We start from the raw sequence: 22,849 nt of genomic DNA, 5'->3' as shown, positions 1-22,849 counted from the left end.
ACCCCCAGTTACTCCCATCACCAGAACCCAACCCGAATCCACCATGTCCGTCAGCCGCCTGCTCGACCAGCTCGCCATCCAGGCCGGTGTCGCCCTAGCCGACAAATCGCTGATGCTGGCCACCGCCGAATCCTGCACCGGCGGGCTCGTGGCCGCCGCCATCACCGACGTGTCGGGCTCGTCCGGCTGGTTCGAGCGGGGCTTTGTCACCTATTCCAACGAAGCCAAGTCCACCATGCTGGGCGTGCCGGCCAGGCTGATCCGCGACCACGGCGCGGTCAGCGAGGAAGTGGCGCACGCCATGGCCGAGGGCGCGCTGCTCAACAGCCGCGCGCAGGTATCGCTGTCGATTACGGGAGTGGCCGGCCCTAACGGCGGCACGCCGGAGAAGCCGGTGGGGATGGTGTGCTTTGGCTGGAGCAACCGCATTACCACGCGTACCGAGACCCAGCGCTTCCGGGGCGATCGCGGGCAGATCCGCCGCCAGGCGGCGGAGTATGCGATGCGGGGGTTGCTGGAGCTGGTGAGGAATGAGGCTTGAATCAACAAGGGCCGCGTCAGTGACGCGGCCCTTGTTGATTTGGAAGCTTGGAACGACCGACAACAGGCTCAACCGTGGCGATACCGGTTGATCGTCTCCCTGGTCTGCAACGCGACATTCCTCGCCGCATTGGCAAAGTCCTTCTCCCGGCTGGCGTAAAGAATCGCCCGCGACGAATTGATCATCATGCCGGTGCCGTCCGCCGTGCGCCCGGCCTTGACCGTCGCCTCGATATCGCCGCCCTGCGCGCCGATTCCCGGGATCAGCAGCGGCATGTCGCCGACGATCTGCCGCACCCGCGCAATCTCGTTCGGGAAGGTCGCGCCGACCACCAGCCCCATCTGGCCGGTGGTATTCCAGCGCTCGCGCGCGGCCTCGGCCACCACCTGGTACAGCGGCTTGCCGTCTACCTGCAGGAACTGCACGTCCGAGCCGCCCGGGTTGGAGGTGCGGCACAGCACGATCACGCCGCGGCCCGGGTAGTTCAGGTACGGCTGCATCGAATCGAAGCCCATGTAGGGGCTGACCGTGACCGCGTCGGCCTTGTAGCGCTCGAAGGCTTCGACCGCGTAATGCTCGGCGGTCGAGCCGATATCGCCGCGCTTGGCGTCCAGGATCACCGGGATGCCGGGGTGGGCGTCGTGGATATAGTGGATCAGCTGCTCGAGCTGTTCCTCGGCGCGCTGCGAGTGGAAGTACGCGATCTGCGGCTTGAAGGCGCAGACCAGGTCGGCGGTGGCGTCGACGATCTCGCGGCAGAACGAGAAGATGGCGCCGCCCGTCCCGGTCAGGGACAGCGGCAGCTTCTGCGGGTCAGGATCGAGCCCGACACACAGAAGGGAATCGTTGCGCTGCCAGGCGGCAGCAAGCTGCTCGATGAAAGTCATGGGTAACTCGGTATCCTGATGGCGCCGGCGCCCACTGGACCGGCCGGCGCGGTTGGCCGCAGCGGCGTGAAAACCATTCATCCCTGCAGCATATGTCGCTTTCGGCAATTTTACCCGCTGCGTGCTATGGTTTTGCGCTTCCTCTCAAAACAAAGAGCGGCATCGCGCACAGCCAGCCGCCCTCATCCATGTCTCTCGATCGCCGCGGTATTTTCCTGCTTGTCGTGCTGACCCTCGCCTGGGGCATCAACTGGCCCATCATGAAGGTCGGCGTGGCGCACTTCCCGCCCCTGGCTTTCCGGCTGCTGTGCATGGCGGGCGGCGTGCTGGCGCTGGGCCTGGCGCTGCGGCTGCGCGGCGATTCGCTGGCAGTGCCGCGCCGCGAATGGGGCACCGTGTTGCGCCTGGCCTTGCCGAATATGGTGGTCTGGCACCTGTTTGCCATCGTCGCGGTCAAGATGCTGTCGTCGGGCCGGGCCGCCATCCTGGGCTACACCATGCCGATCTGGGCGGTGGTGTGGGGGCTGGTGTTCTTCCGCGAGCGCATCAGCGGCTGGGCCTGGTTCGGCATCGGCTGCGCGCTGGCCGGCACCGTGCTGCTGCTGTCGGGCGAGATCAGCGCGCTGACGGGCAGTCCCGCCGGCACGCTGCTGATGCTGCTGGCCGCGGCCGGCTGGGGCTTCGGCACCCAGCTGATGAAGCGCACCCAGACCAGCGTGCCGATCGGCGCCATGACCTTCTGGATGCTGGCGGTGACGCTGCCCTTCCTGCTGGCCGGCTCGCTGCTGCTGGAATCCGGCTGGCGCATGCCCACCGCCATCGAATGGGGCGCGATCGCCTACAACGCGGTGGTGGTCTTTGCCTTCTGTCACCTGGTCTGGTTCGGGCTCGCGCGCAGCCTGCCGCCGGTGGTGTCGAGCCTGTCGATCATGTTCATCCCGGTGGTCGGGGTGTTCTCGGGCATGTGGCTGCTGGGCGAGCAGCCGCACTGGCAGGACTACGCGGCGATCGTGCTGATGTTCATGGCGCTGTCCTCGGTGATGCTGGCGCCGCTGCTGTGGCGCCGGCTGCGGGGCGCCATGGGCTGACGGGGGCATGGCGCCCCGGCGGGCCGTCGACGCGGAGATTTCACTTAACAAGCGGCCCTTCGTTGGGCTACACTCGCGGCCATCACAATCCCGGAGAAATTACGTGGGCAGTAGCATCGGGTGTTCGAGTTGGCGCAGCAACGCTGCCGCCTCTACGAATGCCATGTCACTGCGGGCTGCGTAACGACGACCCGCCCGGAGCACCCGGCTCCGCGCCTCGTCGGCCTCGCCCGCAGCAGAACACTGCGGGCGAGTGTCTTTCCGTGCCACCGGCGGCGCCATCCATGCGCGCCGCATCGTTGCGGATCTTCCTCTCCCGGCTAGCCAGCCAACCCAGGCAAACGCCATCGCCTTGTACCGTCGTGCCGAGTCCGGCAGCCGCGGCGCAGCGCGATCACGCTTGCCCGTGGCCCGGCCATTGCGATCGCCGCAAGGCTTAGAGGGCATGACGGAGCACCTGGGATGCGGCGAGCCGCCTGCGCTTGTCTTCGCGCTTGTCTTTGTTTTTCGTCGCAATCAGCAATAAGGAATCCCGGGGATGATCAACCTGTTCGTCCTGCAGAAAGGCCGGCTCGCCCAGGAGCAGGTCGACGAGCGCAATGAGCTGCTGCAGCACAAGCCGATCTGGATCGACGTCGTCAATCCCGACGACGAAGAGCTGAACTGGATCAAGGAAGCCTACGGCGTCGCCCTTCCGGAACTGGAAGACCTCGGCGACCTCGAGGCGTCGGCGCGCTACTTCGAGGGCGAGGACGAGAATATCCATATCCGCACCGACTTCCTGCTGGACGAGGAAGAGGCGTCGCGCAACGTGCGCGTGGCGTTCGTGCTGACGCGCGACGTGCTGTTCTCCATCCACGACGAAGACCTGCCGGTGTTCCGGCTGGTGCGGCTGCGCGCGCGCATGCGGCCAGGCTCGGTGCGCAACGCCAAGGACGTGCTGATGGACCTGTACGCGACCGACGCCGAGTATTCCGCCGACTCGATCGAGGAAATCTACGAGCGGCTCGAAGAAGCAAGCCGCCGCGTGCTGGCCGAGAACGTGACCGATGCCGCCGCCGCCGATGTGCTGGAAACCATTGCGCGCGAGGAAGACCTGAACGGCCGCATCCGCCGCAACGTGATGGACACGCGCCGCGCGGTGTCCTTCCTGATGCGCAGCCAGCTGCTGTCGGCCGAGCAGCAGGACGAGGCGCGCCAGATCCTGCGCGATATCGATTCGATCGAGAACCACACCGCGTTCCTGTTCGACAAGATCAACTTCCTGATGGATGCGACCGTCGGTTTCATCAACATCAACCAGAACAAGATCATCAAACTGTTCTCGGTGGTGTCGGTGGCGCTGATGCCGCCCACGCTGATCGCCAGCATCTACGGCATGAACTTCAAGCTTATGCCGGAGCTTGACTGGGCCGCGGGCTATCCGTGGGCGATTGCGCTGATGGCGGTGTCGGCGGCGATTCCGCTGGTGTATTTCCGCAGGAAGGGGTGGCTGAGCTGAGCCCCGCGGGGCTCAGTCGGGCAGCGCCGCCGCCCCCATCCGCCGCGCGATGATCCCCGCCTTGGCGCGGAAATTCACGCGCACGTTGGCGCAGTATTCCTTCTTGTCGAAGCACTTGGGCGCCGGCAGCGCCGCGGCCAGCCGCGCCGACTGGCCCACGCTGAGCTTGTCGGCGCTGGTGCGGAAGTAGTACTGCGCCGCGGCCTGCGCGCCGAACACGCCCTCGCCCCATTCCACCGAATTCAGGTAGATCTCGTAGATGCGCTGCTTGTCGAGCCAGAACTCGAGCATCCACGTGATCGCCAGCTCCTGCCCCTTGCGCAGGTAGTGCTGCTCGGCGGACAGGAACAGGTTCTTGGCGAGCTGCTGCGTGATGGTCGAGCCGCCGCGCACGATGCGGCCGCGCTTCTTGTTGCGCTCCCAGGCGTCGAGCATCGCGTCCAGCTCATAGCCCGGGTGGTTGACGAAGTCGGCGTCCTCGCTGGCGATCACGGCGCGCTTGAGATTGCGCGAGATGCGGTCGTAGGGCACCCATTGCCGGTCGATGGCGCAGTTCCACACGTTGATGCCGCACAGCCGCCAGCGCTCGGCGCGCATGAACGTGGTCGTCGACGGGTTCACGTACTGCCACGAGGCGATCTGCACGAAGAAGTAGAGCTGCATCGCCACGACGCCGGCGAGCACGCAGCCCAGCAGGTAGCCGAGCCAGCGGACCGGGTTGAATACCGCGCGCCCCGACGAAGCGCGGGCGCGCGCGGCGCTGGCCGTGCGGCTGCGGTTGGCCACGGGTGGCGGCGCCCCGGTCAGCCCTTGCGTTCGGCCTGCAGCGCTGCGCGCAGCTCGGCCAGCACGGGGGCCGTGCGGGGGCGCACGCCGCGCCAGATGTAGAAGGCTTCAGCCGCCTGTTCCACCAGCATGCCCAGGCCGTCGCTGGTACGCGCGCCGCAGCGCGCGGCGAACTGCAGGAACACCGTGGGCTCGGCGCCGTACATCATGTCGTAGGCCAGCACGCCCTCGCCCAGCAGGAATTCGGGCACCGGCGGCACTTCGCCATGCAGGCTGCTGGACGAGGCGTTGATCACCACGTCGACGGCCTCGTCCTCGGACAGGCCGTCGAGCGCATCGAGGCCGCCGCCCCACAGCTCCACGCCGTACTGGTCGGCGGCTTCGACGAATTCTTCCAGCATGTCGCTGGCGCGCGAGGCGGTACGGTTGGCCACCACGATGCGCGACGGCCGGCTTTCGATCAGCGGCAGCATCGCCCCCATGGCCGCGCCGCCGGCGCCCAGCAGCAGCACGCGCTTGCCTTCGATCAGCGTATCGAGGTTGTCCTGGATATCGCGCACCAGGCCGACGCCGTCGGTATTGTCGCCATGGATCAGGCCTTCCTCGATCCACAGGGTGTTGACCGCGCCGGCAGCTTCTGCGCGTTCGGTCAGGCGGTCGGCCAGGTCATAGGCCTCCAGCTTGAACGGCACGGTCACGTTGCAGCCGTAGCCGCCATCGGCAAAGAACTTGCGCACGGTGTCGGCAAACCCGTCCAGCGGCGCCTCCAGCCGGTCGTACTGCACGGCCTCGCCGGTCTGGCGCGCGAAGGCGGCGTGGATCGCCGGCGAGCGGCTGTGCGCGACGGGGTTGCCGATCACCACATAGCGGTCGGCCGGGAGCTGGGAGGAAGCGGAAGGATCAGTGGATGTCATCAGCGTGCCTGCAAGCGGGTTTCCAGCCCGCTGCGCGAAAACTTGAAAGTGGAAATGACTTCGAGGATGTCCTGGCGCGCCGCCATCTCCGGCGTAAACGCGCCGAACGGCGCGGCCGAGCGCACGATCGCCACCGCCTGGCGGTCCAGCGCGGGATCGCCCGAGCTCTTGACCACGTCGATGGCGTCGATGTTGTAGCCGTCGCGGTTGTAGCCGAGCTTGCCCAGCCGGTTGACGTTGATCACCAGGATCAGCTGGCCGTATAGCGGCTTGCCGTTGCGTTGCGGGAAGTCGGTGGTGCCGCGCGCCTCGATCTTGCGGCGCAGCCGGTCGTAATACTGCGCGTAGTCGACCGCCTGCGCGCTCGTGGCCGTGAGCTGGAAGCGCTTGGGCCGCTTGGCGTAGTGGTCCAGGTTGCGGCCGATCTCGGCCTCGAGCCTGGCCATCTCGTCGGCCGAGGTGCGCTCGTCCTGGCCGCGCTGCGGGTTGTCATCGCGCCGTTCGCCGGGCTTGAGCGGCTGGTTGCGCACGGCAGGCGCGGGCTCGCGCGCCTGGGTCAGCAGGCGCTGCTGCTCCTGTTCGAGCTGCTCGACGCGGCGCTGCACCTGGCGCACCAGGTCGCCTTCCTGCGTTACGGTCTGCGCCGGCAGCGGCGTGCTGGCGCGCTGCTGGTCATGGTCGCCGCCGCCGTCCAGGTTGGCCTGCGCCAGCGCGGTGGGGTTGCGCGGCTTCTGCGCCGACTTGGCGTTGACCAGCACCACGTCCAGCGCGGCATCGCGGCGCTTGATCTCGAACACCTCGGGCGCGGCGATCCGCACCATCAGCAGCACCGCGTGCACGGCCAGGGAAATGGCCAGCGCCTTGGCGAGCGTACTGCTGTGGTGCCACCTGGCATGCCACCAGTGGCGGGGAGCGGCGAGAGCGGCGTTCACGATGGCTGGATGAGGGGCTGGAGGGGTGTCCGGGAAAGGCGGACAGTGCGGGACATTGCGGTGCCGCATGGGCCGGCCGTCATTCCCGCGCACGCGGGAACGACGGTAGGCATTGTAAGTGAGCGCCGCTGTTTTCCGAAGGCTTCAGCCCGCGGCCGGCCCGCCGGTGTCGCGCTGCGCCGACGCCTCGCCTTCGTCGGCCGCGCCTTCGCCCTGGCCTTCGCTGACAGCCGCTTCGTCCGGCGCCTCGTCCGACACTGCGTCGGACACGCCGGCGGCCTGTTTGGCAGCCTCTTCCGCTGCCGCCTCCGCAGCAGCTTCGGCCGACACTTCAGCGGCTTCCTCGTCGCTTTCCAGTTCTTCCTCGGGCAATTCGCCTTCGCCGGCAAAGACTTCCAGCACGCGGCACGACACTTCCAGCGTGATTTCGTCGGTTTCGCCGATCTCCAGCAGCACCTGGGTGCCGCGCTGCGCCTGGGCCAGTTCCGGCACGCGCGTGACCAGCGGGATCTCGGTAAAGCGCACCGCGCCTTCCTTGAGCACCGAGGCCATCAGGCGCTCGCGGTTTTCCTGCTTGAGCCAGCGCAGGCACCAGTAGCGCTCCATGGTCGACTGGTGGTCGGCATAGGCGGCATAGGTGCCTTCGAAGTCGGCCACCGCGGCCAGCAGGTCGGCGTCCTTGGGCTTGAACGGCGCCACCAGCTTGGCAGTCACGCCATGCTGCGCCACCGCCAGGATCTGCCACTGGTTGACCAGGTCGACATAGCGGCGCAGCGGCGAGGTGCTCCACGCGTACTGCGCCACGCCCAGCCCCTCGTGCGGCGCCGGGTAGGTCTGCATGCGGGTGCGGTGCATGCCCCACGCCTTCTGCGTGCGGTAGATGCCCGGCACGCCGTGGTCGGCCAGCAGCTTGCCCCAGGTACTGTTGGCCAGGATCATCAGCTCGGCCACGATCTTGTCCAGCGGCGAGCCGCGCTTGCGCTGCTCGATGCGCACGCGCTGGCTGCCGTCGGGCTGGTCGTCCAGATAGAAGTTGAAGTCGGCGCGGTTGTGCGTCTCGGGGCGCAGGCCGCTGGCCAGGCGCGCCTTCTGGCGCTCGTCGTACAGGTAGCCGGCAAAGTGCCACAGCTGCGTCAGCGCGTCGCGGAACGGGTAGTCGCCGGTGCCTTCGGCGAGCGAGGCTTCGGTGATCACCTCGTCCAGCAGGTTGTGGCGCAGGTTGGCGGCGATCGGCACCATCTCCGCACGGGTTTCGCTGCCGGTGATCAGCCACACGCTCGGGTCCACCGTCACGTACAGCGACAGCGCCGGGCACGTGCGCCCTTCCTGCAGCGTGTAGCGCTCCACCACCGGGTCGGGCAGCATGGTGATCTTGTCGCCGGGGAAGTAGACCGTCGACAGGCGCTGGCGCGCCACCGCGTCGAGCGGCTCGCCGCGGCGGATGCCCAATGCGGGAGCAGCGATATGGATGCCGATGCGCAGCTTGCCATCGGCGAGCCTGGTCACAGACAGCGCATCGTCGATCTCGGTGGTGGTGACGTCGTCGATCGAGAACGCTTCGACGTCCGCCAGCGGCAGGTCCGCGGACGGCTCGGGCACGTCGGTATCCGGAAAGCCCGTCCCTTTCGGGAAGCACTCGGCCAGGAACTTGGCCTCATGCAGCGCGCGCGCGCTGGCGACGCCGCCGGCGGCCACCATCAGCCGCATCGGCGACATGCCGAGCGCGGTGCAGGCCGCGTCCATGGCCTTGTACTCCAGGCTGTTCTTGTCCGGCTTGAACAGCAGCTGCAGCACCTTGTTGCGGAACGATTCCGGCAGCGTCAGCGCCTTGAGCTGTTCTTCGTACTCGGCCTGCACCAGCGCCTGCTGGCGCTTGCGCTCGAGCGCCGCCAGCGCGGCCTTGAGCTGGTCTTCGGGCGCGCGCTGGTAGCGCCCGCGCCCCTTGCGGCGGAAGTACACCGGGTTGCCGTGCAGCGCCATCGCCAGCGCGGCCTGCTGCACCGCGCCGGGCTCGGCGCCGTAGTATTCGGCGGCCAGCTCGGCAAAGCCGAACTCGGCCTCGGGGGCGCATTCCCACAGGAAGTCCAGGTCGATCTCCGCCACCATGTCGCCGGTCTGGCGTACCAGCTCGATCGCCGACGGCTGCGCAAACTGCAGCAGCACATCGCGGGACTTGACCTTGGTGCGCTTGCCGGCCGGCAGTTCCACCTGGTAGGCCTCGCCCTGCTGGTTCAGCACGGTGCCGGCGCGGATTTCGCCGCCTTCTTCGAACAGCAACTGCATCGATCGGTACTTTCAGAAATGCGCGGAAGCCGCGCCGGGGCCGCCATGGCGGCGCTGGAGCGGATCCTGTGGGAGAAAAGCTGCGAACGGAAACGGCTGGCAGCGCGGGCGCGCAAGCCGCGCGCCGGAGGCCGCCCGTAACGATACGGCGTGGCCGCAGAGGTGGAATGATACCGCACCCCCGCTGCCGCGCCCGGGCCGTCCCTCGCTGCAGCGCATCACCGCGGTGCACGCGACGGGGCGCAGAGACCCGGGAAAAGGCCCGGAACGGCTACAGCGACATGCCGCCGCTGGCCTCGATCGCCACGCCGTTGACGTAGCTGGCGTCGTCGCTGGCAAGGAACGCGTAGATGCCGGCGATCTCGGCCGGCTCGGCCAGGCGGCGCAGCCAGCAGGACTGCTTCATGCCTTCCAGCACCTTCTCCGGCACGGTCTGCAGGATCTCGGTATTGACGAAGCCCGGGCACACCGCGTTGACGCGCACGCCCTTGGGACCCAGCTCGCGCCCCCAGGTCTTGGTGAAGCCGATCACGCCGAACTTGCTGGCAGCGTAGTTGGTCTGGCCGAAGTTGCCATACAGGCCGACCACGCTCGACGCGTTCAGGATCACGCCGCGGCCCTGCTCGATCATGATGTTGGCGACGGCCTGCGCGCAGTTGAAGACGCCCTTCAGGTTGACGTCGATCACCGCGTCGAACTGCGCCTCGGTCATCTTGACCAGGCGCGCATCCTGGGTGATGCCGGCGTTGTTGACCAGTACATCGATGCGGCCATGCGCGGCCATCACCGCCGCCACCATGGCGTCGACCTCGTCGCGCCGGGTCACGTCGACATGGTAGGCCGACACGGTGGCGCCGGCGGCGGCCAGCATGTCGGCGGCGTCGCGCAGGCGCACTTCCTGCACGTCGCACAGCACGACGATGGCGCCCTCGGCGGCAAAGCGCTGCGCGGTGGCAAAGCCGATGCCGGCGGCGGCACCGGTGATGATGGAAACCCGTCCCTGCAATTTCATTTCATCACCTCTTCGATTCAGTAACGCGTGTGAAAACCGGGCCGCGGTCTTTGATTCGCGCCAGCGCGCTTGCCGCGGTCTCCGGGGATGGCCGCGTCAGCAGGTCCGGCAAGAAGACCTCGGTCACGAGCATGACGCCGTCGCCGCGCCGGAACACCGAGCGCCGCGCCGGCAGCATCGGCACCGGCCCCATCGCCTGCAGCACGCGCTGCAGCGCGTGGCGCAGCGGGTGGTGCGGCAGCAGCCGGGCAAACTGGAACGGATCGCGTTCGACCACCGGATCGACGAACAGCCTCCCGCCGAGCGGACGCTCCCCCAGCCCGCGCAGGAACGGCCAGTCGCGGCGCGCATGGCACTGGCGCACCACGGTGTGGGCAAACACCGCGGGGATGTCGTCGCAGATCAGCAGCACCTCGCGTGTGAGCGCCGGGGTGCGGTCGTGCTGGCCCAGCGCCTGCCACTCGTCGGCCAGCGGCCGCAGCGGGCGCTGCAGCAGGCGGGCCACGCGAAAGCGCTCGGACGCGGCCACCAGCCGCGCGGTCAGCGAGCCATCGTCACCGGTGACCCAGCGCCGCAGGTTGGGCGTGATGGCCGCGTCGAAAGGCAGGTGCGAACTCCAGCCGCAGCGGCGCGCGGACTGCGCGCTCATGCCGGGCCTGCGCCTGCCGGCACCTTGCCATCGGGGCCATAGCCGCAGAAGGCGAGCACATCGTCGACGTAGTCGGCAAATTCGCTGATGCCGTGGTCGCTGCCCTCGATCACGCGGATCTGCGCGCCGGGGCAGGCGGCCACCATTTCGCGGTAGTCCAGCACCTCGTCGCCGGTGGCGGCGATCAGGTAGTAGCGTTCGGGCCGGGTGAGGGTGTCCACGCGCAAGTCGAGCAGCTCGTGCAGGTGGCGGCGCTCGACCGTGACCGAGCCGCCGCCGTGCCACAGCGGCTGCTCGCCGAGATATTGCTCGAGATCAGTCCAGGGATGGATGGCCGGGTTGAGCAGCACGGTCTTGCAGCCGTGGCGCTCGCCCAGCCAGCGCGCGTAGAAGCCGCCCAGCGACGAGCCGACGATGGCGACTTCCTGGTCGCGGGTCGCCTGCGCGGCCCGGATCGCGGCTTCTGCCTGTGCAATGGCCATTTCCGGCGAGACATTGAGTGTGGGACAGGCGTAGTAGCGGCCCACGCCCCACTCGCGCATGCGCTCCTGCACCAGCCGGGCCTTGAACGACTGTGGCGAGGAGCGGAATCCGTGCAGGTACAGCAGCATGATGGTCCTTGGCGTCGGTCAGCGCTGGGACAGCGCGTCCAGCAGCTTCTGGTGCACGCCGCCGAAGCCGCCGTTGCTCATCACAAGCACGTGGTCGCCGGGCTGCGCCGCGGCGCGCACGGCCTGCACCAGCTCGGCCAGGTCGTGGAAGGCGCCGGCCCTGGCGCCCAGCGGCGCCAGCGAGCCGGCCAGATCCCAGCCGAGCGCATCCTTGCCGGCCGGGGCGCCGTAGCCGAACACCAGGTCGGCCTGCTCCAGGCTGGCCGGCAACTGTGCCTTCATCACGCCCAGCTTCATAGTATTGGAACGCGGCTCCAGCACGGCCAGGATGCGGGCATCGCCGACACGGCGGCGCAGGCCTTCCAGCGTGGTCTGGATCGCGGTCGGGTGGTGGGCGAAGTCGTCATAGACGGTGATGTCATTGACCACGCCGCGCACTTCCATGCGGCGCTTGACGTTGGCGAAGCGCCCGAGCGAGGCGATCGCCTGCGCCACCGGCACGCCGACGTGGCGCGCCGCGGCAATCGCAGCCAGCGCGTTCATGCGGTTGTGGGTACCCTGCAGGTCCCACACCACCGTGCCGGCGACCGATTGGCCGAACCAGACGTCGAAGGCATCTTTGCCAGGTGCTGCCTTGGCCTCGGCGGCGTCGCTCTCGCGCCAGTCGCCCACGCCGAACTGCTCGACCTCGCTCCAGCAGCCGCGCTCCAGCACCCGGGCCAGGCTCTCTTCCACGCCATTGACCACCAGCCTGCCCTGGCCGGGCACGGTGCGCACCAGGTGGTGGAACTGGGTCTCGATTGCCGCCAGATCGGGGAAGATGTCGGCGTGATCGAATTCCAGGTTGTTCAGGATAGCCGTGCGCGGGCGGTAGTGGACGAACTTGCTGCGCTTGTCGAAGAAGGCGGTGTCGTACTCGTCGGCCTCGATCACGAAGAAGTCGGACTCGGTCACGCGCGCCGAGATGCCGAAGTTCTGCGGCACCCCGCCCACCAGGAAGCCCGGGTTGTAGCCGGCATCCTCCAGGATCCAGGCCAGCATTGAGGTGGTGGTGGTCTTGCCGTGCGTGCCGGCCACGGCCAGCACCCACTTGCGCGCCAGCACGTGCTCGCCCAGCCATTGCGGGCCCGACACATAAGGCAGGTTGCGGTCGAGGATGGCTTCCATCAGCGGATTGCCGCGCGACACCACATTGCCGATCACGAACATGTCCGGCTCCAGTGCCAGCTGGGCGGGGTCGAAGCCTTCGATCAGTTCGATCCCCTGGGCCTCGAGCTGGGTGCTCATCGGCGGGTAGACATTGGCATCGCAGCCGGTGACGCGATGCCCGGCCTGCTTGGCCAGCACCGCCAGGCCGCCCATGAAGGTGCCGCAGATGCCAAGGATATGAATATGCATGGGTTCCCGGAAAGACTTGATGCCCGCAGGCTTGGGGACTCGGCACCCGGCGGCGCGCGGCGGTTTTGTGCCGCTGGCGGCGGCCGGGCAGGAAGCCCCTGATTGTACCCGAGCGCCAGCGGCCTCCGCTGCACTGCGGCACCATGCGCACCTGACGCGCGGGCGTGGTCCGGTATCATGGGGCATGACCCGACGTACCCAGCCCGACCCCACCCGCCTGCGCGACGAAATCGCCCAGGCCGCCGCCCGCATGATTGCCGAGGACGGTGCCGACTACGGCACCGCCAAGCGCAAGGCCGCGCGCCAGGTGCTGGGCGAGCAACGCGTGCCCGGCGAATGGCTGCCCGACAATGAGCAGATCGAGGCCGAGGTGCGCACCTACCAGGCGCTGTTCCATGCCGAGAGCCAGCCCCGCATCCTGGCGCTGCTGCGCCGGCTGGCGATCCTGGCGATGGAAGATCTGGCGCCGTTCCGGCCCTACCTGGTCGGCGCCGTACTGAATGGCACCGCCACCGAACACTCTGATATCTATCTGCAGTTGTTCTGCGACAGCCCCAAGGACGCGGCGCTGCACCTGCTCAACGCCGGGGTGACCTTCGACACCAGCGAGAGCCGCCACTTCGGCGGCCGGGCCGATGTCGAGACCCTGAGCTTCCTGTGGAAGGGCCAGTGGCCCGACCGCCGCGAGGCACGGCTGCTGGCCGGCGAGGTGCGCGCGGAACTGGGTGCGCCAGTCGGCATCCATATTGCGCTGTATGATGCGGTCGATGAACGCGGCGCCGTGCGGGCCGATGCCTCGGGGCGCCTGACGCGGGCGGATATCCAGGCCGTGCGGGCGCTGACGGATGCGGCCGACGGCGCCGGGCCAGCTTGACCCTGCGGCCAGCGCCCGTCCCGTCACCCTGACTGCCGGCCCAGGCCCTTCTTTCCTTTTGCCATGACTGAAACCGTCTCCCCACCCCTGCGCCGTTCCCGCCTCTGGTTGTGGATCGGCGTTGCCGTGATCGCCTGCGTCGCTGGCGCGCTGGCCGGCCAGTTCGTCTTCTCGCCCAAGCCCGCCAGCGACCTGGCCGTGGAGACCTTCTTCCAGACCCGCCTGCCCGACGCGGCGGGCGCCGACCTGGACCTTGGCAAGCTGCGCGGCAAGACCGTGGTGGTTAACTTCTGGGCACCGTGGTGCGGCCCTTGCGTCGAAGAAATGCCCGAGCTGACCGCGCTGCATGACGAGTACAAGAGCCGGCAGGTGGAGTTTGTCGGCATCGGCATTGATTCTGCCGCGAACATCCAGAACTTCACCCGGAAGGTGCCCGTTGCCTACCCGCTTGCGGTCGCCGGCTTCGCCGGCACCGAGCTGTCGCGCAGCTTCGGCAACAGCGCGGGCGGGCTGCCATATACCGTGGTGATCAACCCGGATGGCTCGGTGAAGTTCCGCAAGATGGGACGTGTCACCGCGGCCGAGCTGCGGGCGGTGCTGCCACGCACCTGAGCACATTCTTCCGGCAATTTCAGGGAATTTCGGATTTCTTCGCTGATTTCCCTTGCCCGGCGCAGCAAATCGTAAGAAAGTGCCCAAAATTGTCTCCAAGCGTCGCATGCGGCCGTCATACCTTGTATCGCCCGCTAGACAAATCCCTCTAAGCTACGGTAATCTCCGCGCAATTTCGTTGATCTGGTCGAGCCGCCGTGACTGCAACCCGCTCCATCCGTCGCTCAGCCCGCTACCGCAAGGTGCTGGTCCTGCATGGGCCAAACCTCAACCTGCTGGGCACGCGCGAGCCGGAGACCTACGGGCACACGACGCTGGCCGATATCGACGCGGCCCTGGCAGAACGTGCGACAAAGGCCGGTATTTCGCTGGCATCGTTCCAGTCCAACCATGAAGGGGCACTGGTCGACCGCATCCACGCCGCACGCGAGGAAGGCGTCGATTTCATCATCATCAACCCGGCGGCCTACACGCATACCAGCGTGGCATTGCGCGATGCGCTGGCCGGTGTGGCGATCCCCTTCGTCGAGGTGCACCTGTCGAACGTGCACCGGCGCGAGAGCTTCCGCCACCACTCCTATTTCTCCGACGTGGCAGTCGGGGTGATCTGTGGGCTGGGCTGGCAGGGGTACCTGCTGGCGCTGGATTACGCGCTGGCCCAGGAGCAGCCGCCACCGGGGAGCTGATTCCCAGATTTTGAACAGATGTGCGCGCCGCCCGGCGGCCTGCGCCCGATGCGCGTGCACCGGCACGGCGGGCGCGGCTCCCTGGTGGCCGCCACAACGATTTCATCCGCCGCGGCCGTTCCCGGCAGCGGCCGGACAACCCGATTCAGGAGGATAAAAAGATGGACCTGCGCAAGCTGAAGACGCTTATCGACCTGGTGGCCGAATCCGGCATCTCCGAGCTGGAAGTCACCGAAGGCGACGGCAAGGTACGCATCGTCAAGCAACCGCCGCAAGTCGTCGCCGCGCCGATGGCCATGCCGCAGATGCAGGCGCTGCCGGCCGCCCCGGCCGCAGCCCCGGTGGGCTCCGCCGCCCCGGCCGCCGAGCCGGTGGCGCAGCTTCCCGCCGGCCATGTGGTGACCTCGCCGATGGTGGGCACGTTCTACCGTGCGCCGTCGCCGGGCGCCGCTCCCTTCGTCAACGTCGGCGATTCGGTCAAGGAAGGCCAGACCGTCTGCATCATCGAAGCCATGAAGCTGCTCAACGAAATCGAGTGCGACAAGGCCGGCGTGATCAAGGAAATCCTGGTCGAGAACGGCCAGGCAGTGGAATACGGCCAGCCCCTGTTCGTCATCGGCTGAGCCTGACCGGCATGCCGCGCGCGACGCTGCCGCCAGCCACACAAGTGGCGAGCCAGGCAGCAGCGGCGCGGCACGCGATGGCGTTTCGTGACGCCGGGGACGCTGCGGACATCGCGTCCCCTTCCGTGCAGTTCCATGCAGTTCCGCGCAGTATCGTAGCCACCGTGGCAGCCAGCCACGCGGCCGCGCGCCCGATGTGCCGTGCCGGCACGCAGCGGGACCGCTCCTGTTCTCGCAGAGAGAGACCATGTTTGAAAAAATTCTGATCGCGAACCGCGGCGAAATCGCTCTTCGCATCCAGCGCGCCTGCCGCGAACTGGGCATCAAGACAGTCGTGGTGTACTCGGAGGCCGACAAGGAAGCCAAGTACGTGCGCCTGGCGGACGAAGCCGTCTGCATCGGCCCGGCCCCGTCGCCGCTGTCCTACCTCAATATGCCGGCCATCATCTCGGCCGCCGAGGTCACCGACGCGCAGGCCATCCACCCCGGCTACGGCTTCCTGTCGGAGAATTCCGATTTCGCCGAGCGCGTGGAGAAGTCCGGCTTCGTCTTTATCGGCCCGACCGCCGACAGCATCCGCCTGATGGGCGACAAGGTGTCGGCCAAGCAGGCCATGATCAAGGCCGGCGTGCCGTGCGTGCCCGGCTCGGACGGCGCCCTGCCCGATGATCCCAAGGAAATCCTGGCAACGGCGCGCCGCGTCGGCTACCCGGTGATCATCAAGGCCGCCGGCGGTGGCGGTGGCCGCGGCATGCGCGTGGTGCACACCGAAGCCGCGCTGATCAACGCTGTCAACATGACGCGCGAAGAAGCCGGCCGTGCCTTCGGCAACCCCGAGGTCTACATGGAGAAGTTCCTCGAGAACCCGCGCCATGTGGAGATCCAGATCCTCGCCGACCAGCACCGCCAGGCGATCTGGCTGGGTGAGCGCGACTGCTCGATGCAGCGCCGCCACCAGAAGGTGATCGAGGAAGCGCCCGCACCGCATATCCCGCGCCGCCTGATCGAGCGCATCGGCGATCGCTGCGCCGAGGCCTGCAAGAAGATGGGCTACCGCGGTGCCGGCACGTTCGAATTCCTGTACGAGAACAACGAGTTCTACTTCATCGAGATGAACACGCGTGTGCAGGTCGAGCACCCGGTCACCGAGATGATCACCGGCATCGACATCGTGCAGGAGCAGATCCGCATCGCCTTCGGCGAAAAGCTGCGCTTCCGCCAGAAGGATGTGCAGTTCCGCGGGCACGCGATCGAATGCCGCGTGAACGCCGAGGATCCGTTCAAGTTTACGCCCTCGCCGGGCCGCATCACCGCCTGGCACATGCCCGGCGGCCCCGGTGTGCGAGTCGACTCGCACGCGTATGATGGCTACTTCGTCCCGCCTACCTACGATTCGATGATCGGCAAGATCATCACCTACGGCGCCACGCGCGAGCAGGCCATCGCCCGCATGCGCATCGCGCTGTCGGAGATGGTGGTGGACGGCATCCAGACCAACGTGCCGCTGCACCGCGAGCTGATGATGGACGCCAACTTCGTCGAAGGCGGCACCAGCATCCACTATCTGGAGCAGCGCCTGGCGGAGCGCGCGAAGGCGTGAGGGGCGTGAGGGGCCTGATGGTCCCGATGGCCTTAGCCCAACACACACCGCAGTAAAGAAGGAAGCCCGTGGCATTTCAGGAATGTGTGATCGAAGTGGCGCAGGACCAGGCCGAGGCCTGGTCTGACGCCCTGTTCGACCTCGGCGCGCTGTCGGTTTCGGTGGAAGACGCCGATGCCGATACCCCCGACGAGCAGCCGCTGTTTGGCGAGCCCGGGCTGGAACCGAAGCAACTCGCGTGGAACCGCTCGCGCGTGGTGGCGCTGTTCGGCGACGATGCGGACCCCGCCGTGGTGGTGGCCGCTGCCGCCAACCAGCTTGGCATCGACCCGGTGCCGGCCTATACGCTGCGCGGGGTCGAGGACCAGGATTGGGTGCGTCTGACGCAGTCCCAGTTCGAGCCGATCCGCATCGGCGAGCGCATCTGGGTGGTGCCGTCGTGGCACGACGCGCCGGAACCAGATGCCGTGGTGCTGGAGCTCGATCCGGGCCTGGCCTTCGGCACCGGCAGCCATCCCACCACGCGACTGTGCATGCAGTGGCTGGAGCAGAACCTGAAGCCGGGCGAGACCGTGCTCGACTACGGCTGCGGCTCCGGCATCCTGGCGATCGTGGCGCGCAAGCTCGGCGCCGGCGACACCGTCGGCATCGATATCGATCCCAACGCCGTGGAAGCGTCGCGCTACAACGCCGAACGCAACCAGGTGCAAGCCTCGTTTGCGCTGCCGGAGTCGGTGTCCGAAGCGACCTACGACCTGGTGGTCGCCAATATCCTGTCGAATCCGCTCAAGCTGATGGCCGCCATGCTCAGCGCCCGCGTGCGCCCCGGCGGGCGGCTGGTGCTGTCGGGCGTGCTCGAGCGCCAGGCGGATGAAGTCGCCGCGGCCTATGCGCCCTGGCTGCCGCTGACGGTATGGCGCAGCGAGGAAGGCTGGGTCTGCCTGCATGGCACTCGCCCCTGATTGATCCCGATGGCCGCCGTCAAGCTAGTCACGCGCTGCCCGGCCTGTCGCACCGCCTTCCGGCTGGTGGCCGACCAGTTGCGGCTGCGCCAGGGACTGGTGCGCTGCGGCCAGTGCGAAACGGTGTTCGACGCGCGCGAACACCTGATCGAGATTCCGTTGCCGGCCGGCAGTGCCGCGCCGGCGGCTGCAGCGACGCCTGCGGCCCGCACCCCGTCATCGACCGCTTCGACCGCTTCGTCCGCTTCGTCCGCTTCGTCCGCTTCGTCCGGGGCTTCCGCGCCTGCCGCACCGGTACCGGCCGCGGCCAGACTGCAGCCGCCCTCCCCGCCCGCCACGCCGTTCAAACCCACCATCGATCCCGGCTATGACGTGCCGGCGCTGGATGCGCCGACCATGTTCATGTCGCCGGACGAGAGCGACGCATCCGCCGATGTGCCGGCGCCGGCCGGCATGGACGACGACGAGATCGAGCGCGCGGTACGCGAAGCCAACGAAGCCGTCGCGCACCGCGATGCGCGCGAGGCGGCGCAGCCGCGAGCGGCGGCAGCAGCGCCAGCCGGGCGAGAAGCCGAGCCTGAAGCCGCAGCCGCAGCCGCAGCCGAAGCCGAAGCCGAAGCCGCAGCCGCAGCCGCAGCCGCAGCCGCAGCCGCAGCCGCAGCCGAAGCCGAAGCCGAAGCCGAAGCCGAAGCCGAAGCCGAAGCCGAAGCCGAAGCCGAAGCCGAAGCCGAATCCGCCGAAGCCCGACCCGAACCCGAGACTGACTCCGGAATCAAGCCCGAGACAGCAGCAACACCGGCAAGCCCTGTCATCGCGCTGCCAATCGAAGGCCCGCCAGCGCCGCCGGTTCCCACGCCCGCATGGCCGGCACTCAACCATGTCGCGCTCGAAATGCCGGTACCGGGCGAGCCGAAGCCGCCGGCGCCCGCACTGAAAGACACCACGGCGGACCAACCAGCGGCCGTTCCGCCCGTCCCGCCCGCAGTGATCCCAAGCGCCGTGATCCCCAGCGCCAGCGAATTCCTGCGCGCGGCGTCGGCCGATGCCGGGCCGGTGCCGCCTGCGCGGCAGCCTGAAGCGAAGGCGGCCCCCGCGCCAACGATCGCAACCGGCAACGACAGCGCAGACGATCGCACCGGCACCGACGTCGACCAGATCACCGGCGCACCGAGCCTTGGCACCAACTTTGGCGACGAGCCCTTCAGCGCCACCGGCGGCGCCGTCGCACGCGAGCAGACCACGCGCCGCTGGGCGCGTACCGAAGCGCCGGCCGGCCCGGTATTCGCTCCCGACTTCCTGCGTCAGGCGCACGAGCGCGAGCGTGAGCGGGAACGCCAGCAGCGCCGCGGCCCCGGCGTGCCGCGCTACCTGTGGCACGTGGCCGCGGTGGTGCTGGCCCTGTGCGCCGCGGCGCAGGCGGTGTACCTCGGGCGCAGCCAGCTCGCCGGCCGCTTCCCGATGCTGCGCCCCGCGCTCGAGGCCGTCTGCGCGCCGCTGGGCTGCGAGGTGCCGCCCTGGCGCGATATCGACGCGCTGCGCATCGAGACCTCGCAGCTGCAGCGCCAGGACGAGACCGGCGACACCTACCTGCTGGCGGTGACGCTGCGCAACCAGGGCCGCGCCAGCACCGTGCTGCCGGCGATCGAGCTGGTGATGACCGACCTGCAGGATCAGCTGCTGCTGCGCCGGGTGCTGCAACCGGCGGATTATCTCGAGCCCACGCAGAAGGCCTTTGCCGAGCAGGGTCTTCGCGCGGGCATGGAACTGCCGGTTCGGGTACGATTCCGGACGCAGCAGGCGCCAGCCAACTACCGCGTGCTGATCTTTTATCCCTGAATTCCTGGCCCGCCGCCGGACCAAATCCGAGTCCGGTAGCAGGCCGCGCCCCCTACCGGGGCAGTGACCGGCCAGGCGCCGGAAACTGAACCGGAAACCATCCAGATATCAAGGAGCAGACATGAGCAACGTCACCCTCGGCGGCAACCCGATCGAAGTCGCAGGCAAGTTCCCCCAGGCCGGCGACAAGGCGCCCGCGTTCTCGCTGGTCGGCAAGGACCTGAAGGATGTCACGCTGGCCGACTTCGCCGGCAAGCGCAAGGTGCTGAACATCGTCCCGAGCCTGGACACGCCGGTGTGCCAGGCGTCGGCCCGCAGGTTCAACGAAGCCGCCAGCGGCCTCGCCAACACCGTGGTGCTGACGATCTCCGCCGACCTGCCGTTCGCGATGGGCCGCTTCTGCACCACCGAAGGCCTGGCCAACGTCGTCCCGCTGTCGACGATGCGCGGCGCCGAGTTCAAGGCCAACTACGGTGTCGACATCAAGAGCGGCCCGCTCGCCGGCGTGACCGCGCGCGCGGTGGTAGTGCTCGACGAGAACGACACCGTCAAGTACGCCCAGCTCGTGCCGGAAATCAAGACCGAGCCGGACTACGACGCCGCCCTGGCCGCGCTGAAGTAATCCGCGCCACCTGACGGCAGCGGCCGCCCGCGGACTCCGGGGCGGCCGCTGCTGCTTTGTGCTCGCTGTTTTTTTCTTGCCACTTTCGCAGTAGCCTTCCCGCAAGGGACCACCCACTTACCGACACCCACCTGGAGAGAGCATGGCCAGCCTGATCTGCGGCTCCGTCGCCTACGACACCATCATGACGTTCGACGGACGCTTCCGCGAACACATCCTGCCGGACCAGATCCACATGCTGAACGTCTCGTTCCTGGTGCCCGGCATGCGCCGCGAGTTCGGCGGCTGCGCCGGCAATATCGCCTACACGCTGAAGATGCTGGGCGGCGATCCGGTGGTAATGGCCACCGTCGGCACCGATGCCGAGCCGTACCTGGACTACCTGCGCAAGCTGGAGATCCCGACCGGGCACATCCGCGTGCTGCCGGAGACCTTCACCGCGCAGGCGATGATCACCACCGACCTGGACAACAACCAGATCACCGCCTTCCACCCTGGCGCAATGAGCCAGTCGCAGGTCAACAACGTCAAGGATGCGCTCGGCGGCGCCAGCTCGCCGAGCCTTGGCATTGTCGCGCCGGACAGCCGCGAAGGCATGCTGCACCACGCGCGCCAGTTCGCCGAAGCCGGCGTGCCGTTCATCTTTGACCTCGGTCAGGCGATGCCCCTGTTCAACGGCGAGGACCTGCGGGAGTTCGTTGAACTCGCCAGTTACGTCACAGTCAATGACTACGAGGCGCAGGTCCTGCTGTCGCGCACCGCGTGGACCAGCGCCGAGGTGGCCGCCAAGGTCCGTGCGTTCGTCGTCACGCACGGCGAGCGCGGCGCCAGCATCTTTGCCGACGGTCGCCAGTACGCGATCCCGGCCGTCGTGGCCGAGCGCATCGTGGACCCGACCGGCTGCGGCGACGCCTTCCGCGGCGGCCTCCTCTACGGCATTGAAAACGGTTTAGACTGGGAAACGACCGGCCGCCTGGCATCGCTGATGGGGTCGGTCAAGATCGCGCAGCAAGGTCCGCAGAATCACTGGTTGTCGCGCGAGGAAATCGGCAACCGGTTCCAGTCTGCATTCGGGTACCGCTACGCCTGACCTGCGGCCAGCGCGTGGCTCTTTTCGGGAACTGACAATGAACAACAAGCTCCGTGGCGGCGCCGTTGCCGTCCTGGCCATCGCCACCCTGGTCGCCGGCTGCGCCACGCAATCCAACTCCAACAGCGTCTACGGCACGGGCCAGGCGCAACGTGAACAGACCGTGCGCTACGGCGTGGTCGAGGGCGTGCGCGAGGTCACCATCCAGGGCAACCAGAGCGGCGCCGGCACGCTGGCTGGCGGCGCCATCGGCGGCGTCGCCGCGGGCAGCACCATCGGCGGCGGCAACGGCGCGGTGGCGGCCGGCATCCTCGGCGCGGTGCTGGGCGGCATCGTCGGCAGCGCGGCGGAGAACAAGATCAACCAGCGCCGCGGCCTGGAGATCACCGTGCGCCTGGACAACGGCGAGATGCGCGCGATCACGCAGGAGGCCGACGAGGCCTTCCGCCCCGGCGAGCGCGTGCGCCTGCTGTCATCGGGCGGCGTGACCCGCGTCACGCACTGAACGCCCCGCAGGGCCGCTGCAAGGCGCATCGAAAGCGCCGCACCCCGAGGGGTCGCGGCGCTTTTTCTTTTGCTGCCAGCGCCCATGAAAAAACCCGCCGGGCAAATGCCATCGGCGGGTCTGCAAGACTGGCGTCTTGCGGACCGGATACCGCGTATCCGGTCATGCTGGCACGCGCTGCGTGCCGGTGTGGTTCCTTGCGGAACGCGTAAGGTCCACGCCGTAGCGGCGCAGCTTACGGACGGTTGCCCGTCGGGAACGGCCAGGCAGCAGCCGGGTTCAGCGCGGTCTTGGCAGCCGAAGTGGGCGCCACGGCAGGGGCAGCGGCAGGCTTGCCAGCGGCAGCCTTCTTGCCGGCAGCCTTCTTGGCCGGAGCCTTCTTGGCGGCAGCCTTCTTGGCCGGTGCCTTCTTGGCGGCTACCTTCTTGGTGGCGGCCTTCTTGGCTGCCGGTGCCTTCTTGGCGGCTACCTTCTTGGTGGCGGCCTTCTTGGCTGCCGGTGCCTTCTTGGCGGCTACCTTCCTGGTTGCAGCTTTCTTGGCTGCCGGTGCCTTCTTGGCGGCGACCTTCTTGGTTGCGGCCTTCTTGGCTGCCGGTGCCTTCTTGGCGGCGACCTTCTTGGTTGCGGCCTTCTTGGCGGCCGGTGCCTTCTTGGCGGCTACCTTCTTGGTTGCGGCCTTCTTGGCGGCCGGTGCTGCCTTCTTGGCGGCTACCTTCTTGGTGGCGGCCTTCTTGGCCGGGGCGGCCTTTTTGGCGGCGGCCTTCTTAGCCGCCGGCTTCTTCTTTGCAGCAGTTGCCATGGATAACTCCTTCACTAGAGAGTGAATATCGAATGACC

23 protein-coding genes are annotated in these 22,849 nt (G+C 68.1%); 13 read left to right on the top strand and 10 right to left on the bottom strand.

Features of this window, described 5'->3' with window-relative positions; all coding sequences use genetic code 11:
- Nucleotides 1–43: 43 nt before the first annotated feature.
- Nucleotides 44–541 (top strand): CinA family protein, encoded by a 498-nt coding sequence (locus AB1I47_RS24740; RefSeq protein WP_354686351.1) that lies wholly within the window; start codon nt 44–46, stop codon nt 539–541.
- A 68-nt stretch (nt 542–609) separates the two neighbouring features.
- Here the strand turns inward: AB1I47_RS24740 and pyrF are convergent, their stop codons facing one another.
- Nucleotides 610–1,428 (bottom strand): orotidine-5'-phosphate decarboxylase, encoded by an 819-nt coding sequence (gene pyrF, locus AB1I47_RS24735; RefSeq protein WP_354686350.1) that lies wholly within the window; start codon nt 1,426–1,428, stop codon nt 610–612.
- Nucleotides 1,429–1,616: 188 nt separating this feature from the next.
- Here pyrF and AB1I47_RS24730 point away from each other — a divergent pair, with 188 nt between their 5' ends.
- Both AB1I47_RS24730 and corA read left to right on the top strand, forming a co-directional pair.
- On the top strand, nt 1,617–2,516 hold the full coding sequence (locus AB1I47_RS24730) for a DMT family transporter (RefSeq protein ID WP_354686349.1): 900 nt from the start codon (nt 1,617–1,619) through the stop codon (nt 2,514–2,516).
- Nucleotides 2,517–3,054: 538 nt separating this feature from the next.
- Nucleotides 3,055–4,017 (top strand): magnesium/cobalt transporter CorA, encoded by a 963-nt coding sequence (gene corA / locus AB1I47_RS24725; RefSeq protein ID WP_354686348.1) that lies wholly within the window; start codon nt 3,055–3,057, stop codon nt 4,015–4,017.
- 12 nt (nt 4,018–4,029) lie between these two features.
- Here corA and mtgA read toward each other — a convergent pair whose 3' ends face one another.
- The 8 genes from mtgA to mpl all read right to left on the bottom strand — a co-directional run bounded on the left by mtgA (nt 4,030) and on the right by mpl (nt 12,602).
- On the bottom strand, nt 4,030–4,803 hold the full coding sequence (gene mtgA / locus AB1I47_RS24720; protein ID WP_354686347.1) for a monofunctional biosynthetic peptidoglycan transglycosylase: 774 nt from the start codon (nt 4,801–4,803) through the stop codon (nt 4,030–4,032).
- Nucleotides 4,804–4,820: 17 nt separating this feature from the next.
- Entirely contained in the window at nt 4,821–5,717 is an 897-nt protein-coding gene (gene aroE, locus AB1I47_RS24715; protein ID WP_354686346.1) for a shikimate dehydrogenase, read from the bottom strand.
- A complete protein-coding gene (locus tag AB1I47_RS24710; RefSeq protein WP_354686345.1) occupies nt 5,717–6,649 on the bottom strand; it encodes an energy transducer TonB in 933 nt (310 codons plus the stop codon). Before AB1I47_RS24710 ends, aroE begins: the two co-directional genes overlap by 1 nt.
- A 144-nt stretch (nt 6,650–6,793) precedes the next feature.
- Nucleotides 6,794–8,932: a ribonuclease catalytic domain-containing protein gene (locus AB1I47_RS24705; protein WP_354686344.1), complete on the bottom strand. Its 2,139-nt coding sequence runs from the start codon at nt 8,930–8,932 to the stop codon at nt 6,794–6,796.
- A gap of 271 nt (nt 8,933–9,203) precedes the next feature.
- The gene (fabG, locus tag AB1I47_RS24700; protein WP_354686343.1) at nt 9,204–9,944 is read right to left on the bottom strand and encodes a 3-oxoacyl-ACP reductase FabG; all 741 of its coding nucleotides are present in this window, start codon (nt 9,942–9,944) and stop codon (nt 9,204–9,206) included.
- 4 nt (nt 9,945–9,948) lie between these two features.
- Complete coding sequence (locus tag AB1I47_RS24695; protein ID WP_354686342.1) at nt 9,949–10,593, bottom strand: chorismate--pyruvate lyase family protein; 645 nt, start codon at nt 10,591–10,593, stop codon at nt 9,949–9,951.
- Nucleotides 10,590–11,204, bottom strand: coding sequence for a YqiA/YcfP family alpha/beta fold hydrolase (locus AB1I47_RS24690; RefSeq protein WP_354686341.1), 615 nt, complete (start codon nt 11,202–11,204; stop codon nt 10,590–10,592). The genes AB1I47_RS24695 and AB1I47_RS24690 overlap by 4 nt, the downstream gene beginning before the upstream one ends.
- An 18-nt stretch (nt 11,205–11,222) precedes the next feature.
- Nucleotides 11,223–12,602, bottom strand: coding sequence for a UDP-N-acetylmuramate:L-alanyl-gamma-D-glutamyl-meso-diaminopimelate ligase (gene mpl, locus AB1I47_RS24685; protein WP_354686340.1), 1,380 nt, complete (start codon nt 12,600–12,602; stop codon nt 11,223–11,225).
- A 184-nt stretch (nt 12,603–12,786) separates the two neighbouring features.
- Between mpl and AB1I47_RS24680 the strand changes: the two genes are divergently transcribed.
- The 10 genes from AB1I47_RS24680 to AB1I47_RS24635 all read left to right on the top strand — a co-directional run bounded on the left by AB1I47_RS24680 (nt 12,787) and on the right by AB1I47_RS24635 (nt 22,012).
- Nucleotides 12,787–13,476, top strand: a complete 690-nt coding sequence (locus AB1I47_RS24680) for a UDP-N-acetylmuramate--alanine ligase (RefSeq protein ID WP_354686339.1) — start codon at nt 12,787–12,789, stop codon at nt 13,474–13,476.
- A gap of 63 nt (nt 13,477–13,539) precedes the next feature.
- On the top strand, nt 13,540–14,088 hold the full coding sequence (locus AB1I47_RS24675; RefSeq protein ID WP_354686338.1) for a TlpA family protein disulfide reductase: 549 nt from the start codon (nt 13,540–13,542) through the stop codon (nt 14,086–14,088).
- A 197-nt stretch (nt 14,089–14,285) separates the two neighbouring features.
- On the top strand, nt 14,286–14,774 hold the full coding sequence (aroQ, locus tag AB1I47_RS24670; RefSeq protein WP_354686337.1) for a type II 3-dehydroquinate dehydratase: 489 nt from the start codon (nt 14,286–14,288) through the stop codon (nt 14,772–14,774).
- A gap of 161 nt (nt 14,775–14,935) precedes the next feature.
- On the top strand, nt 14,936–15,397 hold the full coding sequence (accB, locus tag AB1I47_RS24665) for an acetyl-CoA carboxylase biotin carboxyl carrier protein (RefSeq protein ID WP_354686336.1): 462 nt from the start codon (nt 14,936–14,938) through the stop codon (nt 15,395–15,397).
- Nucleotides 15,398–15,644: 247 nt separating this feature from the next.
- Nucleotides 15,645–16,997: an acetyl-CoA carboxylase biotin carboxylase subunit gene (gene accC / locus AB1I47_RS24660; RefSeq protein WP_354686335.1), complete on the top strand. Its 1,353-nt coding sequence runs from the start codon at nt 15,645–15,647 to the stop codon at nt 16,995–16,997.
- A 68-nt stretch (nt 16,998–17,065) separates the two neighbouring features.
- Nucleotides 17,066–17,959 (top strand): 50S ribosomal protein L11 methyltransferase, encoded by an 894-nt coding sequence (gene prmA / locus AB1I47_RS24655; protein WP_354686334.1) that lies wholly within the window; start codon nt 17,066–17,068, stop codon nt 17,957–17,959.
- A gap of 9 nt (nt 17,960–17,968) precedes the next feature.
- Nucleotides 17,969–19,795 carry a DUF3426 domain-containing protein gene (locus tag AB1I47_RS24650; protein ID WP_354686333.1) on the top strand — a complete coding sequence of 609 codons (1,827 nt, stop codon included), beginning with the start codon at nt 17,969–17,971 and terminating at the stop codon, nt 19,793–19,795.
- 121 nt (nt 19,796–19,916) lie between these two features.
- On the top strand, nt 19,917–20,417 hold the full coding sequence (tpx, locus tag AB1I47_RS24645) for a thiol peroxidase (protein ID WP_354686332.1): 501 nt from the start codon (nt 19,917–19,919) through the stop codon (nt 20,415–20,417).
- 142 nt (nt 20,418–20,559) lie between these two features.
- Nucleotides 20,560–21,507 (top strand): carbohydrate kinase family protein, encoded by a 948-nt coding sequence (locus AB1I47_RS24640; RefSeq protein ID WP_354686331.1) that lies wholly within the window; start codon nt 20,560–20,562, stop codon nt 21,505–21,507.
- A 37-nt stretch (nt 21,508–21,544) separates the two neighbouring features.
- Nucleotides 21,545–22,012 carry an outer membrane lipoprotein gene (locus AB1I47_RS24635; protein WP_354686330.1) on the top strand — a complete coding sequence of 156 codons (468 nt, stop codon included), beginning with the start codon at nt 21,545–21,547 and terminating at the stop codon, nt 22,010–22,012.
- Between the two features lie 235 nt (nt 22,013–22,247).
- On the opposite strand, the gene AB1I47_RS24630 is transcribed toward AB1I47_RS24635, so the two are convergent.
- Nucleotides 22,248–22,811, bottom strand: a complete 564-nt coding sequence (locus tag AB1I47_RS24630) for a histone H1-like repetitive region-containing protein (RefSeq protein WP_354686329.1) — start codon at nt 22,809–22,811, stop codon at nt 22,248–22,250.
- Nucleotides 22,812–22,849 lie beyond the last annotated feature (38 nt).

The organism is Cupriavidus necator (assembly GCF_040578825.1).
Lineage (GTDB): Bacteria > Pseudomonadota > Gammaproteobacteria > Burkholderiales > Burkholderiaceae > Cupriavidus > Cupriavidus necator_E.
Note: the sequence above shows the minus strand (reverse complement) of the source record. Positions and strands in the feature narration are given on the sequence as shown.